We start from the raw sequence: 17,343 nt of genomic DNA on the forward strand, positions 1-17,343 counted from the left end.
TATATCAAAAAAATAAGCAAAAACGATAAATAATCGTTATACCGTTTAGGTCATTCCTTCATTTACGGGCATAACCAACTATGATACCATCACATTATATCTTAGTTTTATTGTCGGAAATAAAGAATAAAATCATGAGTCCTCTATCCAAAACACTAAAGTATAAATAAGCATCTACAGGAGGTTAAACGAATGGCCTACGAACCAATCTGGAACGCTCATCCCGATAAGCTTAACAAATTCGAGTTAGTCAAGCTGGAAAAGGACGGTCTCGACGTTATCCGTACCATTATCGAAAACTATGCCAACGAAGGCTATGACTCGATCTCTGCGGACGATATGGACCGTTTCAAATGGGCTGGGGTATATCAACAAAAGCCCAAGGATGGTCATTTCATGATGCGAGTCCGCATCAACACAGGGATCATGACTTCAGCACAGGCACATGCATTGGCAGACATATCCGCGCTATACGGACGCGGTCTTGTGGACGTCACCACTCGCCAGGCGATTCAATTTCACTGGCTGACAGTCGAAAGCTTGCCCGATATTTTTGAAAGACTGGAAAAAGTCAACTTGTATTCCTTCGAAGCCTGTGGAGACTGCCCGCGTACCATTGTCGGTAATCCGCTGGCTGGTATTGATCCCAATGAATTGGTAGATACCCAAGAGATTGTAGATGAAGTAAACCGTTTTTTCTTATTAAATCGAGACTTCTCCAATCTGCCGCGTAAGTACAAAATGTCTATCTCCGGTAATACGTACAACAATGCACAGGCTGAAATTAACGACCTGTCCTTCACTCCGGCCACCAAGATCCTCGACGGAAAAGAAGTGATCGGCTTCCATGTGATGGTTGGTGGAGGTTTGTCCGCCAAGCCGCATATGGCACAGTCTCTGGATTTGTTTGTTCGTCCAGAGGAAGTGCTGAAGGTTGCTATTGCTGTCACCACCATTTTCCGTGATTACGGCTATCGAGAAAAGCGGCACCATGCTCGCTTGAAATTCCTCGTTGTCGATTGGGGCCCGGACAAATTTCTAGCTAAGCTCACCGAGTACATCGGTGAAATGCCCGGACGAGGCGAGGACAAAACGATTGGCTGGCAAGCCGCCTATTTTGACGGTGTGCATCCTCAAGCCCAAAAAGGCCTGAACTATGTCGGTCTGAACGTGCCTGTCGGTCGCCTTAGTGCTGACGAGTTGCATGAACTGGCCGAACTGGCTGACCGCTATGGCGATGGGCAGATTCGTACCACGATGTCGCAAAATATTTTGCTGAGCGGCGTGCCGGATGAGCAAGTGGATGAACTACTGGAAGCCCCCGTGCTGCAACGCCTGACACCACAACCCAAGCATTTTATGAGTCGTACGATATCGTGCACAGGAAATGAGTTTTGCAATCTGGCGATTGTGGAAACCAAAAAACGGGCGATTGACGTTGCCGAGTATTTGGATCAGCACGTACAATTGGATGAAAAAGTGCGCATTCATTTTATCGGTTGCCCAAATTCCTGCGGTCAAAAGCATATTGCGGACATCGGTCTGCAAGGCTCGCTCATAAAGACACCGGAAGGTTTGGTCGACGCGTTCGACATCGCTGTCGGCGGAGCGCTTGGGGCAGGCGCCCAGTTTAACAAGGCGCTCAAAGGTCGCGTACGCGGGGATCAGGTTGGACCTGTACTGGCGGAGCTCATTCTGTTCTACAAAGAAAACAGGAGCGCTGGCGAAAGCTTTTACGCATATGTACAGCGTGTAGGTATTCCGACTTTCCAGGAAAAACTGTCTGCCATTTTACAGTCCAGCCACGTTGCATCCTAAATATAGAGTCTATTAACAGCCTGCCTGTATCCCATATACAAGCAGGCTGTTTCTTATCGCCATACAGCCCCGCAATCGTTTCCCTCACATTCACAAAAAAAGACACCGGATTACTCCGGTATCAATATTTTCGCAAAATCGAGTACTGTCGGTTTATGAGCGCCTGTTGTAAATGTCACCACCGCGTAGCCTGAAGGTATCTTATATATCAATCCCGTATCATACCGGATGCCGAAGGAATTGTCCTCCTTATAATGAGTCCTCGTTTCCCACACCTTCGTACCGTTTCCTTTCAAGCCTGTGATAGTGATGCCATGCATCTTCGTGGTTTTCCCCAGTGGATCATATTGATCACTGAACTGGACATACAGCTGCTCCTCAGGCAGATACACCCGGTCAGCCGCGTAGTCCTCTGTATTACTAAATAATTGCAGACCATTACTTAGCACCTGTGTACGCTTGCTGTTTCCTTTAAGCCCTGTTACAGCAATATGACCGCTCGGCAACTCTCGTACTGCGGAAATTTCTTTACCTGATCCCAAGTCCAGATGGATGTCACGGATATCGCGACCATATACATCTGCTTGTACCCCCACGGGACCATCTGAGCTGTTCAAAAGCGCATAATATCCATTGTGACTGCCGACCAGCCAACCCGAGGTCACTCCGGCCGTCGTTCGATTCCATTGTATATCGCCAGTTTCAGTGTATTTGAGTACAGTGAAGGACTGTTCCGCAAGGTTCAGATAGGAGACCAGGAAACCGCCATCCTCCAGTGGCTCCAAGCCAACCTGAGAATCCTCCCCATGAGATATCAAGCCATCTGTGGGTAATGTTTTGGACCACAAGGTGTTTCCATCCTCGTCCAATCGTGAAGCCTGCAACTCTCGTATTCCGTTCGGTTTTGTATATTCAATCAGAAACAGCAAGCCACCATCCGACGTCTCCCGCTGGACTCCCCTGCTGCTTGTTCCAGGCTGTACGTTCAGATCCTGCTGATGTTTCCATACAGCCTCCACAGAACTGTCCAGCTTGCCATATGTGACGTGTACTACACTTGCTTCTGTATCGTCCTCGACGTTCAGCGTTAAAAACCCACCATTTGCTGTGGGTTGAATGTAATTGTGAGCGTTTCCTAAATCCTTAATACTGCCAATGGCCGCACTTGTTTCGATTTCGGCTTGTTTGGGCACAAACGCCTCGGACACCTCGGAGGCATAGGACGGTGCAGCACTATATCCCATCAAGCATGCCGCCAAAGCAGCTCCTGCTGCCCATGTATACACACGTGTACGTAAAACTCTACTTTGCTTAACCTTCAAGCGTTCCAGCTCCCTTCATGACTTCCTCAGAGATGTTGTATGAACCTTAGATGTGATAAAACTAGAGACGGTTTCGCTTCAACTTGTAATGGTGTCACGTGGGCACGGAACTTTGTATGATGCTATGACGATTTATATATTTACCTCTTCAAGTCCGAGCCTAAACATCCAAAACCCCCAAATTTAGAGACTACTCAGAGACTTTCTGTCGATGAATATACGTATAGATTTATTATCCCAGCGCTTGGTAAACTACGTGTCACATGCTTTAACGCAGGAATTTGATAAAAGTTTTCTTTTTTTACAAAAAAAATAAAGCCCTGCCAAGGCGAAGGCATAAATACAGTAGTTCGTATTCTGCCTTCCTGCCTGTGCAGGGCTTTTAAAGCGCACGTTAAATGATATCTATAGATCGACTGTCTGAAGCGCTTGGCTACGCTCTGTATCCCGTTCAAGGATCGGCTTTAAGTATCGACCTGTATAGGATTCTTCGACTTTCACGAGTTGCTCCGGTGTCCCGGTAGCCAAGATCGTTCCACCGCCACTTCCGCCTTCCGGTCCCAAATCAATCAGATAATCGGCTGTTTTAATCACATCCAGATTATGCTCAATGACCAGCACCGTCTCTCCTGAATCAACCAAACGATGCAGCACCGTCAATAATCGATCAATATCGTGAACATGCAGACCAGTTGTCGGCTCATCCAAAATATAAATGGTTTTGCCTGTGCTGCGACGATACAATTCGGAGGCCAACTTCACACGCTGTGCTTCACCGCCAGACAAGGTAGTCGCAGGCTGACCCAGCTTGATATACCCCAAACCTACATCCATCAGCGTCTGGATCTTGCGATGAATCTTCGGAATATTTTCAAAAAACTCCGTCGCATCCTCTACCGTCATCTCCAGCACATCGGCAATACTTTTTCCTTTGTATTTAACCTCCAGGGTCTCCCGGTTGTAACGCTTGCCTTTGCACACTTCACATGGAACATACACATCTGGCAGAAAATGCATCTCAATCTTGATGATGCCGTCGCCTCTACAAGCTTCACAACGACCTCCCTTAACGTTAAAGCTAAAGCGGCCTTTCTTGTAGCCTCGTACTTTGGCCTCGTTCGTCTGCGAGAATAAGTCACGGATATCATCAAATACACCAGTATACGTTGCAGGATTGGAACGCGGTGTACGGCCAATTGGCGATTGATCGATCTCAACAACCTTTTCGATATGCTCTAGCCCGCGAATTTCTTTGTGCTGCCCTGGACGCACTCTCGCCCGGTTCAGATCACGCGCCAACGTTTTGTACAAAATTTCGTTGACCAGCGTCGACTTTCCAGAGCCGGATACACCAGTAACAGCCGAGAAAACACCCAACGGAATTTTGACATTCACATTTTTGAGATTGTTCTCCTTAGCTCCGCGAATCTCCAGCCACTTATCAGCAGGCTTGCGCCGCTCGGTATTGACCGGAATGAACTTGCGTCCGCTCAAATACTGCCCGGTTAAGGAATTCGGGTCTTCCATAACTTCCTGCGGGGTCCCCTGCGACATAATCATCCCACCGTGGATTCCAGCTCCCGGCCCGATATCAATGATATAGTCCGCCGCCATCATCGTATCTTCATCATGCTCCACCACGATCAAGGTATTGCCAAGATTCCGCATATGCTCCAAAGCACTAATCAGACGATCATTATCTCGCTGATGCAGCCCGATACTAGGCTCGTCCAAAATATAAAGCACACCCATCAGACTGGACCCGATCTGTGTCGCCAATCGGATACGCTGTGCCTCACCGCCTGACAACGTGCCTGCCGCACGGCTTAAAGTCAGGTATTCCAGACCCACGTTAACGAGGAATCCCAGTCGGCTGTTAATTTCTTTTAAAATGAGATTGGCAATCGACTTCTCCTTCTCACTCAGCTCCAGTGTATGGAAAAAGTTTGAGGCTTCACCGATAGACAGGGCTGTTACATAAGCAATATTGCGCTCTTGAATGGTTACCGACAGGCTTTCTTTTTTCAGTCGATGTCCCTTACAGGTGTTACATGGCTTTGCACTCATAAAGCCTTCAATAAATTCACGTATGCCCTCAGAAGCCGTATCACGATACCGACGCTCCAAGTTGGGGATAATCCCCTCAAAGGTCACATAGGCTTCCTTACGTTGACCAAAATCATTTTCATAGCGGAAACGGATCTTCTGCTCACCCGTTCCATGTAAAATGAGGTTCATTTGTTCTGTCGTCAATTGACTAACAGGAATGTCCTGTGGAATACCGTAGTGCTCGCATACTGACTGTAAAAATTGAGGATAATAAGTGGAAGTTCCCCCACTCCAAGCCTGAAACGCCCCATCTTCCACACTTTTTTCAGGATCGGGAATGAGCAAATCAGGGTCAACCACCATTTTAACTCCTAACCCATCGCAATCCGGGCAAGCGCCGAACGGACTATTAAAGGAAAACATCCGCGGAGACAGTTCATCTATGCTGAATCCACAAATAGGACATGCAAAGTTGGAGCTGAACCGCAACTCCTCTTGCCCCATAATGTCTACAAGCAACTGCCCGCCTGAAAGATTCAATGCCGTCTCAATAGAGTCAGACAGACGCGCACGCACATCTTCCTTGACAACGATGCGGTCTACGACCACTTCAATCGAGTGCTTCTTATTCTTTTCCAACTCAATCTTCTCAGACAATTCACGCAGTTCGCCATTCACACGTACCCGCACAAAGCCCTGCTTGGCTATATCCGTAAACAGTGTTTTATGCTCACCTTTGCGACCCGATACCAATGGAGCTAGGATTTGCAGTCGTGTCTTCTCAGGATACTGCAAAATGCGGTCTACCATCTGTTCGACGGTCTGTGACGTGATTTCAATGCCATGTTCAGGACAATGAGGATGACCCACCCGGGCAAACAACAACCGCAGGTAGTCATAGATTTCGGTAACTGTTCCGACAGTAGAACGCGGATTCCGACTTGTTGTTTTTTGGTCAATGGAAATGGCAGGAGACAGACCGTCAATCGAATCAACGTCCGGCTTCTCCATTTGCCCGAGAAATTGACGGGCATACGCAGATAAAGATTCCACATACCTCCGCTGCCCTTCCGCATAGATCGTATCGAAAGCCAGCGACGATTTACCTGAGCCGCTAAGCCCTGTCAGGACGACGAACTTGTCCCGTGGAATCGTCACGTCAATATTTTTGAGATTATGCGCGCGTGCGCCTTTGATGATGATGCTTTCATTCGCCAAATGTTTCATCTCCTTAGCCGTAGTTCACGTCATGCTATATCGCATTGGATTATCCCATGGAAGTGATATATCGCAAAGAGAACGACCACATAGGCCGCCCTCACTATTTTTAAAAGCAAAGCAATCAAACATTTTATTTTCATATGTTTTGCTTCTAGCTTATTCTCAATGTTTAATCAGCTCGCAACTCCAGCAAAGCATCACGCAGCTCGGCTGCCCGCTCGAACTGTAGGTTCTTGGCGGCGTCTTTCATCTCTGCTTCCAGACGCTGAATGAGTGATTGGCGCTCCTTCTTGGAAAGTTTACCCGTCTCATTAGGAAGGTAATCATTCTTCGATTCTGCCACCTTAGTTGCTTCAATAACATCACGAATCTTTTTACGTATGGTTTGCGGGGTAATCCCATGTTCTTCATTATACTGAATTTGAATCGCACGCCGACGTTCCGTTTCCTTTATCGCTTTATCCATAGAATCGGTAATCTTATCGCCGTACATAATAACACGACCGTCACTGTTCCGTGCTGCCCGTCCGATTGTCTGTATCAGAGAGCGCTCAGAACGCAGGAAGCCTTCTTTGTCTGCATCCAAAATCGTGACCAGAGATACTTCCGGCAAATCAAGACCCTCCCGCAAAAGATTGATCCCGATTAGCACGTCGAAGGTCCCTAGACGAAGATCCCGCAAAATAGCCATCCGCTCCAACGTCTTAATCTCGGAGTGCATATACCGGACCTTGATGCCTACTTCTTTTAAATAGTCAGTCAAATCTTCGGACATCTTCTTCGTAAGTGTGGTCACCAGCACCCGTTCTTCACGTTCTATGCGAAGCCGTATTTCATTAATAAGATCGTCAATCTGCCCCTTGCTCGGACGCACCTCAATAATCGGATCAAGAAGCCCGGTAGGACGAATAATCTGCTGCACCATCGTTTCGCACTTCTCCATCTCATAGGGTCCTGGAGTAGCTGATACATAGATAATCTGACTTACCTTGTCCTCAAACTCTTCAAACTTCAACGGGCGATTATCCAATGCAGACGGCAAACGAAAACCATGATCCACCAGTACATTCTTACGTGCTTGGTCACCGTTATACATGGCACGAATCTGCGGCAATGTAACATGGGACTCGTCAATGACGATCAGCATATCATCCGGGAAATAATCCATTAGCGTATATGGTGTTGCTCCTCGCTCACGGAATGTCAGTGGACCTGAATAATTCTCGACACCGGAACAAAAACCAACCTCTTTCATCATCTCGATATCATAGCGGGTACGTTGCTCCAAACGTTGCGCTTCTAACAGCTTCCCTTGCTCCTTCAACTCTGCTAACCGCTCTTCAAGCTCACGTTCAATGTTGACCAATGCTACCTTCATCGTATCCTCATGAGTAACAAAGTGAGATGCCGGGAAAATAGCAATATGATCACGTTCACCGATCAATTCACCCGTAAGCACATTAATCTCGGTAATTCGTTCAATTTCATCCCCGAATAGTTCTACACGTATAGCATGTTCCCCATGGGAAGCCGGGAATATCTCAACAACATCCCCCCGTACACGGAAAGTACCCCGCACGAAGTTGATATCGTTCCGCTGATATTGAATATCGACCAAGCGGGACAAAATCTGATTGCGGGGTTTCTCCATGCCAACTCTAAGCGAAAGCAGCAGGCTTGAATATTCTTTCGGCGAACCCAAACCATAAATGCAGGAGACACTCGCTACAATAATAACGTCACGACGCTCAAACAGAGAGCTTGTCGCTGAGTGGCGAAGTTTATCAATCTCCTCATTGATGCTGGAATCCTTCTCAATATACGTATCGGAAGACGGGATGTATGCTTCCGGTTGATAGTAATCATAGTAGCTGACAAAATAATCGACGGAGTTATTCGGAAAGAATTCTTTAAACTCACTCGCCAGTTGAGCAGCCAAAGTCTTATTATGTGCAATAACCAGCGTAGGCCGATTTAACTTGGCAATGGTTTGTGCGATGGTAAACGTCTTACCTGTTCCCGTAGCACCCAATAGCGTTTGATGCTTCTTTCCTTCTGCAATTCCCTCTACCAATTCAAAAATGGCCTGGGGCTGATCGCCTTGAGGTTGGAATTCCGACTGAATTTCAAAAGTCTTATCGCTAACAACGATATCACTCATTGCCCTGCATCACCCTTATCGTCTAAAATGGAAACATCATGATTTTACACCAGTCGAGCTTTAACGTCTTTACCTGTAACTCTATGTCGATATTTCCCGAGCAATGATACTTGGGAAATATGGTTGGATAAGAATGTTTGTTCCCGTATTATACCTCTTTCTTACCGCGGATGCAAACGATAAGTCTTGAATAGGAGTGAATTAAATTTTGGATATCACCATCGTATTGGGCATCATCGCAGGAATCATAGCATTAATCGGTGGCTTCTTATGGGAAGGCGGCGAATTTACCGGGCTGCTTCAAGGTACATCGGCTCTCATTGTATTTGGGGGAACTTTCGCCGCAGTTGTGATCAGCTACCCCGCTTCCAAGCTGAAGACGATCCCCACCGCTCTACGGATGGCATTTAGCCGTGAGGAAAATCCTACGGAGCAATATATAGAAGATTTGGTTTCCATGGCTGCCACCTCACGCCGATCCGGTGTGCTTGCGCTAGAGCGTATTTCGTCAGAGCATCCGAATGCATTTTTGCGCGAAGGTCTTCAGTTGGTCATCGACGGCACCGAGCAGGAACAGATCAAACAGATTTTAGAGCTTGAGTTAGATGCCATTGAACACAAACATGAAGGGTACGCCAAAATATTTGAATCCGCAGGCGGTTATGCCCCTACGATGGGGATTATCGGTACTGTCATGGGCCTGATCCATGTACTGGGCAGCCTGACCGAGCCTACTGCGCTTGGTCCGTCCATTGCTGTTGCTTTTATCGCAACCCTATACGGCGTGACTAGCGCCAATCTGATCTTTCTGCCCATCGCATCCAAAATAAGAGCAGCCAGTGAGAGTGAAATTATCACGATGGATTTGCTGCTGCAAGGTATTCTGGCTATCCAAAACGGAGAGAATCCAAAGCTTGTACGCAAAAAGTTGGAGTTCTTTATCCGCTCAGAGCAAAATATAGATCGCAAACCGCCTCGTCGCTCACGCACAGAGGACGCTTCTCCAAAGGAGGATTTCCATGAGAGCGCGCGGTAAGCGCCGTGGTGGCCAAGGAGGCGGCGGAGACCATCGTGACCGCTGGATGATTACCTATGCCGATCTGATTACCCTGCTGCTCATATTTTTCGTTGTGATGTATGCCATGAGTAGTCTGGATGCTAAAAAATACGATGTCGTTGTTCAATCCCTCCAGGATACGTTCCACAAGGGAGATTCTATTTTGGAGCAGGGCTCGGGCATTACAGGTACTGCCGATCGTTACACCAGCAAGAATCCACCCACGACCAAACAACCAGCAACCGATAAAAAGGAAGCTGGATCGACAAAGCTCACTGAACGTGAACAAGCATTTCGTACGCAGGAAAAAGAGCTGCAAAATTTAATGGGTGTCATTCAAGAATATATTACGGACAACAAACTGGAAAATCAGATTTTTGTGTCAGATCAGCCGCGTGGTATTGTCATTACGCTGAATGACCGCTTTTTATTCGATCAAGGTAGAGCTGCACTCAAGCAAGGCTCTGCCAACACACTATCCAAGTTGGCCAGTCTATTTCGAGATTTGAAAACACCGATTAGCATTGAGGGCCATACGGACAACATTCCGTTCACGCGCTCATCGAACTCATCGATGTATAAGGATAACTGGGAGCTTTCCGGCGCACGGGCACTATCTGTACTCCGATTCTTTCTCGACAGAGAGCAACTTTCACCCTCAGGATTTCAGTATGCGGGTTATGCAGATACTCGACCGGTTGGTGACAATAGCACCGAAGCTGGACGACAAAAAAACCGCCGTGTCGAAATCACCGTACTACGCCAACTTCAACAGTAAAACCCAAAAACCTCCTGAGTCACGTAATAACGTGAATCGGGAGGTTTTTTTGATACATATTCATCATTAATACATGGCTTCCGCCTGATGTAGACGCAGAACAATAAACCGTACGAACAACGTGGATAAGAGCAGCGTACGAGATGCAATAGAGATTATTTTGTTTATTCTATATCCCACTATGTATTAGAAGCCCTGGTGAAGTTAGATTCTATCTTGTCATGATGCTTGAAGATTAATAAGATAGGACAAGCTCGTGTTGCTTCTCTTGTATTTGTGAACTTTGGGGGATGCTCTGTTGTCTACGATAGCTATATTTCCAGTCGCTGTATTTATTAAGAAGTCGATCTAACTCCATGGACTTGATTAACACCCGCCGATCCTTCAATCCCACCTCATTCGCCAAATCATTTAGTTCCTTCCGCTTTTCTTCGATGCATTCCTCCAATTGTTTCCATTTCACATCAATAAACCTCCTGTTCGGTGTGGTATTTACATTAGTTTACAAGCTGATACCTTCCCCACAGGTTAAAAATATAATAAAACCCAATTCATCCCTTTAACGGGATAAATCAAAAAAGCCAATCCATAGGAATTGGCTTCGAGAACGGTGGTTCTCTTCTATGAATTATACACATCTATACAAATTCAACCCATGCCATGATTAAATAATATAATTTCATTAGAACTTTCTACACTGCTTGGATTATAGAAAGGGAATATACTAAAAAATAGAATACCTAAGGCTAGTACCACTAAATAACCTTTTTTCATAGATATTCACCTCCTTAATTATATTTTCGTATCTCTTTGTTTGTTCATAAGTAGCAAATTCTCTGTAAACCTCAAACAACGCAACACATTGTTTAAAGTCACTATCATTCCGACTAATCAATGAAAGTGCAAGACAGTCTAGAACATAGTTTGTTCCTTTCTCCAAGCTATTACTTCTATACTCATAAATTGCCCTTTGATATAAAAAACAACAATAATAGTTTCTATTCTTCACATCATCAAGAAACTTGAACTGATCAATCTCTGCTGAAAAACTTTCAAGTACATAATCTACCGAGAAGTTATATTTGTTAGCTGATTCCAAGATAGTTAAAAGACCAGATAATTTTTCTTCCGGATGTTGATTGAGAAAAGAAATATATTCTACTAAAACATCTCTTTTTCCTAAAAGCATATCAAGTGTATAAGAGTTTGCCTTTGCCCAAAGGCTGAACATCTTTACATATTGCTCACCTTCTGAGTTAAGTCCTTTGAACCAACTTAAATCCGCGTAATATTTAATATAAGATTGTGCTTCCTCAAATTTCTCCATTTTTTGGAGAGCTGTAGATTTAGATAAATATCCGTAGCCGTAATAGAAAACAAGATTTTTCTCTGTTTTAAATTCGTCCTTAACACGTCTTTTAGTATTATTATTTTCATATCGATTTAAATAAACAGTTTTGGCGAGAGTACACAACTCATCTCCATACTTCTTAACGCTGTCCCATTTATGTAGATAAAAATATATATTGATAATTTTTAAAAGCCCATCTAGCTGATAACTCTCTGGTAAGCGATTACGATAAGGAATAAATCTCAGAACAGATTCCAAATTTTTCTCCAGATCTTGACCCACAGAAGCAACAAACAATTTATAATGGCTTATCGCCAATCTCTCAGAATGCTGATACTTTTCATTTTCAATGACACATTCATAGAAAGGAATTGCCTCTTGCAGCTTCCCCCCTTCGTATAACTCCTCTGCCAAAGCAAAGATCGTTGGAATGTGGTTAAGATCTTCCATTAAGCGTGAAAGCACTTTCTCAACACATCGCAAGTTCCCCACTTCAACACAACGAATCAGGAACGGCTTGACCCTTTTCCAATGTGGTCTTCCATCATAAAAACATTCATCCACATACAGGTCGTATAACCAGCCCTCTGGATAATTAAAGGCTTTGGTAATCAAGTCCATTTGTCTCACAGAAATAGGTTTAGGTGGATTTCCGTTAAGCATCGCACTAAATATGCCCCGGTTAAGCCCCGTAGCTTGTCCAAAACTATTAAACGTGTAGCCACCAAGTTTTAATTCTTTCTCAATTTCCGAACGAATCGTGGTTGCATTTTCCAATAAAAACACCCCCGGCATATTCAGATGATTTTAAAAAATCACCCTCCTCGATAATCAATTACAATATACTAGAAATTATATGAATAAATTGGATGATGGTCAACCCCTTTTCTACACTGTTTTATTATATTATGGTATTTGATGCTTTTTAAATAGTCCTCACAGAGACTAAATATATATTAATTTAGGCAATTTAATTACCTCCACGCCTGATCTAGCTTTGTCTACACTCATACTATAGGAGTGTGGAGGTCTATGGAAACGACGAAACTTATAGGAACGAAGATTCGCCAATTTCGAAAATTGCGTGATATTACTCAAGAACAACTGGCAGAAGCATCCGATTCAACAGGCTCCTACATAGGGAAGTTGGAACGCGGTGAAGTCAATGTACAGATTAAAACATTAGAGAAAATAGCAGAGGCGCTGAACACAAACGTATTTGCATTTTTTAACTTTAATTCATATGAAGAACTCAAAAGCCAGCCCTGGATATGGGGATGTATTCATATTCTTTCCCAGCAGAGTGAAGCGGAACAGAATAAAGCTTATCGCATTCTAAAGGAGCTTTTCTCGACAGAGAATGAGCTTTCTGAAAATAACTCTGATGATTCCAAAGGAAAAGGATAAGTTTAATATTGTTCTCTATTAGCCATCTAGGCTAAGAAAAATTAAAAAAGGCTACGCTGTTCTGCTCAATTAAGTAGCAAAATACGTAGCCTTTTTGTAGTTCAAGGAAGCATGTGTTTCGCATTATACTGTACTTCTTCAAGCAATTTTCCATATTCCTCCTGTTGTTCGTATGTGGAATGATCTTTATACTTTTCAAATAATAATGTAATAGACTTGATATAGTACGCTTTATCATTCAATTGAGAAGATGCTTTGAAGCTCTTCAGCATACCGTCCATAGCTTTCGAATAAGCTCCTGTATTGAAATAGTAGCGACTAAGCTCAAGAAAAAAACGAGAATAAGTGACCAGATTATAATTCGTATGATAGTAAGAAATATTTACATTTAGTTCTCTGAATTCATCAATTTTTTCAGCAAAGAGAATTAAAATATCATCTATTGGATAATTGTAAATATTAGCTGACTCAACAATAGTCAGTAGCCCATGTAATATCTCCTGGGAATTATCTCTAAGAAGCTCAACATAGGCAGGCAAGCTTTCCATATTCCCCATTAAGATTTCCATACTCAACTGATTTGCTTTTGCCCACACTTTAAATTTTTGTGCCTCTATTTTTCCTATATCGTCCAGTCCTTCAAAATCAGTTAAATCTGCATAGTAGGGGATAAATTCCATAGCTTTTTTATATTGCCCTTGTATCTCGTAGGCATTCCCTTTCAGTAAAAAGGACTGACCATAATAAACGATTAGACGTCTTTCTGTATTTAGAGGCTTAACTTCACGATTTTTTAATTTTCCTCTAACCTGCTGTTGATAGATACTCGTAGCTAGTACTCTTAGTTCTTCAGCATACTGTATAACCGTCTCACAATCATAAAGTTGAAAATAGGCATTAGCCAGTTTTAATAAAGCGTCTAATTGGTAATTTTCAGGAAGATTCCTTCGAAACGGGGCAAATTTTATAGCTGCTTGACGATTATTATCCAAATCAGTATTTAGAGAATAACAAAACAAACGATATTGGCTGATCGCCAGCCTCTCCGAGTGGTAATATCTTTCGTTCTCTACCACACATTCGTAAAAAGGGACAGCTTCTTTTTCCTTACCTGCTTCGTGTAGTTCTTCTGCAAGCTCAAATATCATCGACACATAGGACAAATCCTCGGTCAGTCTCGACAATACCTTTTGAATACAGTCTACCTTTCCTAACTCTACACAACGCAATAAAAAAGGCTTAATCCGTTTCCAGTGCCCTTTTCCCTCGTAAAAGCATTCATCTATGTACAACTCATACAGCCAGCCCTCGGGATATTCCAATGCCTTGGTAATCAGGTCCATCTGCCGAACGGAGATTGGCTTGGGTGGGTTACTGTTCAGCATGGTACTGAATGTACCACGGTTAATACCGGATATTTTACTGAAGCTGCTAAATGTATAGCCTCTCTGCTTGAGTTCGGTCTCTATCGTCGAGCGGATCGTAGGTGTATGTTCCATTTCAATCCCCCTCAATATAGTTACAGATATATCGTAAGTCATACTTAACATGTGATTTCGACCATAAGAACTTCATTACATTACAAAATAATTAAAATAGTGAAATATATGGTCTATAAAGTCATTTTATTTTATGATGCCTTAGAAGGAAGTCTTTTTTTAATGAATCCCGTGATAATTGAAAAGTTAAATGAGGTACATCTGGAGAAGCATTAAAAGCAAACTTCAAGTTTTTTTAGTTGAATGTCACAAATGCATATCTTTTTCAGTTATATAGGCAGAAGGGAGGGGCGTTAATGGAAAAGCTAAATACAAATAATCAAAACGCAGATATCAATCTTGTCATAGAGCAGGTCCAAGCAGGCGACAAACAAGCATACACACATATCATACGGCGTTATCAACAACAGATCTTTTTATATTGCTACTACTTACTTAAAAATCAGGAAGAAGCAGAAGATGCCGCTCAAGAAATATTCATCAAAGGGCTTGAGCACATCCGTCAGTTCGTACCTACAGTTTCTTTTTCAGCTTGGCTTTACAAAATCGCTCAAAATCACTGCACTGACTTATTAAAAAGAAACGCTAGAACATTCAAATCCTTCATTCAGTACAAACTGAACCTAAAGCAACAACCCATACATGAATATACAAATTTAATTCACGAGTTACTGGACCAGCTAACATTAAAAGATCGCCAGATTTTATTATTACGTTCGCTTGAGGATTACAACTACGAAGAGATTGCTACAATTATGGGACTGAAATCATCCACGATCCGAAAAAGATATGAGCGACTCCGTAAAAAGCTAATTAACTACAATGAAAAGGGAGGAAAACAAATTGAGCATTCATTTAAACCCGGAAGATAAAGAAATCGAGCACTTACAAAAGCTTATTCGGAATACTCCATTACAAGTGGATTTAATAGATAGAACTATGGAACGCTATAGCAATATGAAAACAAGACGTTATAAGCGCTCTAACTCTCGTTCAAAAAGAGTTCGCAATACCTTTCTCGGAACCTCCGCTGCACTTGTAGTAGCGTTTGCACTTGTCGTTAGTACTGGATTTATTTCACCAACAATGGCTTCGTCCTTAAAACAAATTCCAGGTATTGATTCTATATTCCAGCTTGCTGGTGATCTTGGTTTACAAACAGCAGACGAAAAAGGGCTACTATCAAAGCCAAATCTTAGTGACACTCACGATGGCCTGACTCTCAGCGTACCGGAAGTTATGTTTGATGGAACACGTATATCCATTGCCTTAGAACGGCAAACCACTGACAAAAGATTTTTAAACACCGAATTACCCTTATTACTTGATGATTTAATACTTTCCATTAATGGAGAAGAAATCAACTCTTCTTATGCGCCTGCAAACACTACTAACTCTATTGACCCATATATGATACCTGGAAAAAATAAAAACTCAACAATTATACAGTTTTCAGATTTACGCAACCAAGGGGGTAAATCTTTCCCAGATAAGTTTGATTTAACAATTTCCATGCCTGTCTCTGGTATCAAGCAGCCCTTCAAAATAGAAATTCCAGTGGAAAAAAACACAAAAAATAACCTGACTTTTACGCCATCTCTTAAACGAAAGTACCAAAACATCGACTATACTCTGGAAAAGATTGAGCTCACGCCGATTACAACCAGCATCACAACTCGCATAAAGCTACCTGACAATTTAAAAATTTCTTCGTCACTTCCTTTTTTGAGTTATGAAATTTACGATGACAAAGGAAAGCAACTAAATTTTATAAGCAACAACGGTTGGAGTGCTACGGATGGAAACGTTCTGATAAATGATTCACGTTTTGAACCTTTCACCTCTCTCCCCAAATCAATTACTATAAAGGTCGACAAGGTTATCTTAAGAAAAGATGATAAGAGCAAATTTGAATTAGACAAAGATGGAAATCCAAAAATAGAGTATTTCCCTGATCTAGAGATTACTTACCCGATTAATCCATGATAATAAATAAGTGAAGGAAGTGAAGCGTACTTCACCTCCTTCACTGCATATAAGTACTATCTATCTTCTAACATCAAAAGTATAAACTCCAAGCTTGTCTCCATTAGATTTATATGCGGCTACTTGGGCTGTTCCATAACCGATCATTTTGGCCTTATTTCCATGAAGTTCGACAACATCACTTCCGTATAAAATCATCCAGTTAGAACCTTCCATAGCATATGAGCTACCTATACCTAAACGAAGTGGAGGAGTATCCTGCTTTGTAATGGGCGCTTTTTCTCCGTTGGCAGGACTAAAGGTTACAGTTACTTTTGCTGGAGTTACAGCTGATGCCGTTGAACTTACTGGTGAAGCGGAAGCTACTCCCCCTAAAGATAAGGCTAACGCGGAAATTGATAGTGCTAAGATTGCTTTTTTCATTTGTCATTTCTCCTCTTTAATAGTCTTCTTTAAAAGTTCTTAAGCTACTAAACACCTTGCTTTATGTCTGTGGCTACGTTTTTGTTACATTTTTCCACCCCCTTCCTTCTAATTAATTCCATTCTAATTCTTGATATGTTACAAAAAGAATATAAATAAACATATCATTTCATTTTTTACAAAATAATCATATAGGTGTTTTCTCGTATAAAAAAATGAGCAGGTAGGCTACTAAATCCCCCTGCTCATTTCAGCGATAGTATTTATATCA

13 protein-coding genes are annotated in these 17,343 nt (G+C 42.8%); 6 read left to right on the top strand and 7 right to left on the bottom strand.

The window, feature by feature from the left end; genetic code table 11:
* Positions 1 to 192 precede the first annotated feature (192 nt).
* The gene (locus MKY75_RS22265) at positions 193 to 1,818 is read left to right on the top strand and encodes a nitrite/sulfite reductase (protein ID WP_340886538.1); all 1,626 of its coding nucleotides are present in this window, start codon (positions 193 to 195) and stop codon (positions 1,816 to 1,818) included.
* A 110-nt stretch (positions 1,819 to 1,928) separates the two neighbouring features.
* Here the strand turns inward: MKY75_RS22265 and MKY75_RS22270 are convergent, their stop codons facing one another.
* From MKY75_RS22270 to uvrB, 3 genes are all read right to left on the bottom strand, one after another.
* On the bottom strand, positions 1,929 to 3,140 hold the full coding sequence (locus MKY75_RS22270; RefSeq protein ID WP_340886541.1) for a hypothetical protein: 1,212 nt from the start codon (positions 3,138 to 3,140) through the stop codon (positions 1,929 to 1,931).
* Between the two features lie 405 nt (positions 3,141 to 3,545).
* Positions 3,546 to 6,407: an excinuclease ABC subunit UvrA gene (gene uvrA, locus MKY75_RS22275; RefSeq protein WP_029514535.1), complete on the bottom strand. Its 2,862-nt coding sequence runs from the start codon at positions 6,405 to 6,407 to the stop codon at positions 3,546 to 3,548.
* Positions 6,408 to 6,579: 172 nt separating this feature from the next.
* A complete protein-coding gene (gene uvrB / locus MKY75_RS22280; protein ID WP_029514536.1) occupies positions 6,580 to 8,571 on the bottom strand; it encodes an excinuclease ABC subunit UvrB in 1,992 nt (663 codons plus the stop codon).
* A 208-nt stretch (positions 8,572 to 8,779) separates the two neighbouring features.
* Between uvrB and MKY75_RS22285 the strand changes: the two genes are divergently transcribed.
* Both MKY75_RS22285 and MKY75_RS22290 read left to right on the top strand, forming a co-directional pair.
* Positions 8,780 to 9,607, top strand: coding sequence for a flagellar motor protein (locus MKY75_RS22285; protein ID WP_340886543.1), 828 nt, complete (start codon positions 8,780 to 8,782; stop codon positions 9,605 to 9,607).
* Positions 9,591 to 10,406, top strand: a complete 816-nt coding sequence (locus tag MKY75_RS22290) for a flagellar motor protein MotB (protein ID WP_340886546.1) — start codon at positions 9,591 to 9,593, stop codon at positions 10,404 to 10,406. Before MKY75_RS22285 ends, MKY75_RS22290 begins: the two co-directional genes overlap by 17 nt.
* A 235-nt stretch (positions 10,407 to 10,641) precedes the next feature.
* Here MKY75_RS22290 and MKY75_RS22295 read toward each other — a convergent pair whose 3' ends face one another.
* A complete protein-coding gene (locus tag MKY75_RS22295; RefSeq protein ID WP_023990607.1) occupies positions 10,642 to 10,869 on the bottom strand; it encodes an aspartyl-phosphate phosphatase Spo0E family protein in 228 nt (75 codons plus the stop codon).
* A gap of 261 nt (positions 10,870 to 11,130) precedes the next feature.
* Positions 11,131 to 12,534, bottom strand: a complete 1,404-nt coding sequence (locus MKY75_RS22300) for a DNA-binding protein (RefSeq protein ID WP_185156346.1) — start codon at positions 12,532 to 12,534, stop codon at positions 11,131 to 11,133.
* A 255-nt stretch (positions 12,535 to 12,789) separates the two neighbouring features.
* Between MKY75_RS22300 and MKY75_RS22305 the strand changes: the two genes are divergently transcribed.
* The gene (locus MKY75_RS22305; RefSeq protein ID WP_165146326.1) at positions 12,790 to 13,164 is read left to right on the top strand and encodes a helix-turn-helix domain-containing protein; all 375 of its coding nucleotides are present in this window, start codon (positions 12,790 to 12,792) and stop codon (positions 13,162 to 13,164) included.
* Between the two features lie 101 nt (positions 13,165 to 13,265).
* On the opposite strand, the gene MKY75_RS22310 is transcribed toward MKY75_RS22305, so the two are convergent.
* Entirely contained in the window at positions 13,266 to 14,663 is a 1,398-nt protein-coding gene (locus MKY75_RS22310; RefSeq protein ID WP_209947883.1) for a helix-turn-helix domain-containing protein, read from the bottom strand.
* Between the two features lie 296 nt (positions 14,664 to 14,959).
* Here MKY75_RS22310 and MKY75_RS22315 point away from each other — a divergent pair, with 296 nt between their 5' ends.
* Positions 14,960 to 15,535 carry an RNA polymerase sigma factor gene (locus tag MKY75_RS22315; RefSeq protein ID WP_165146323.1) on the top strand — a complete coding sequence of 192 codons (576 nt, stop codon included), beginning with the start codon at positions 14,960 to 14,962 and terminating at the stop codon, positions 15,533 to 15,535.
* A complete protein-coding gene (locus MKY75_RS22320) occupies positions 15,507 to 16,649 on the top strand; it encodes a DUF4179 domain-containing protein (protein WP_318627914.1) in 1,143 nt (380 codons plus the stop codon). Before MKY75_RS22315 ends, MKY75_RS22320 begins: the two co-directional genes overlap by 29 nt.
* Before the next feature lie 60 nt (positions 16,650 to 16,709).
* Here MKY75_RS22320 and MKY75_RS22325 read toward each other — a convergent pair whose 3' ends face one another.
* Complete coding sequence (locus tag MKY75_RS22325; protein ID WP_318627915.1) at positions 16,710 to 17,072, bottom strand: hypothetical protein; 363 nt, start codon at positions 17,070 to 17,072, stop codon at positions 16,710 to 16,712.
* Between the last annotated feature and the right edge of the window lie 271 nt (positions 17,073 to 17,343).

The sequence above is a fragment of the Paenibacillus sp. FSL L8-0663 genome, assembly GCF_038008125.1.
Lineage (GTDB): Bacteria > Bacillota > Bacilli > Paenibacillales > Paenibacillaceae > Paenibacillus > Paenibacillus polymyxa_D.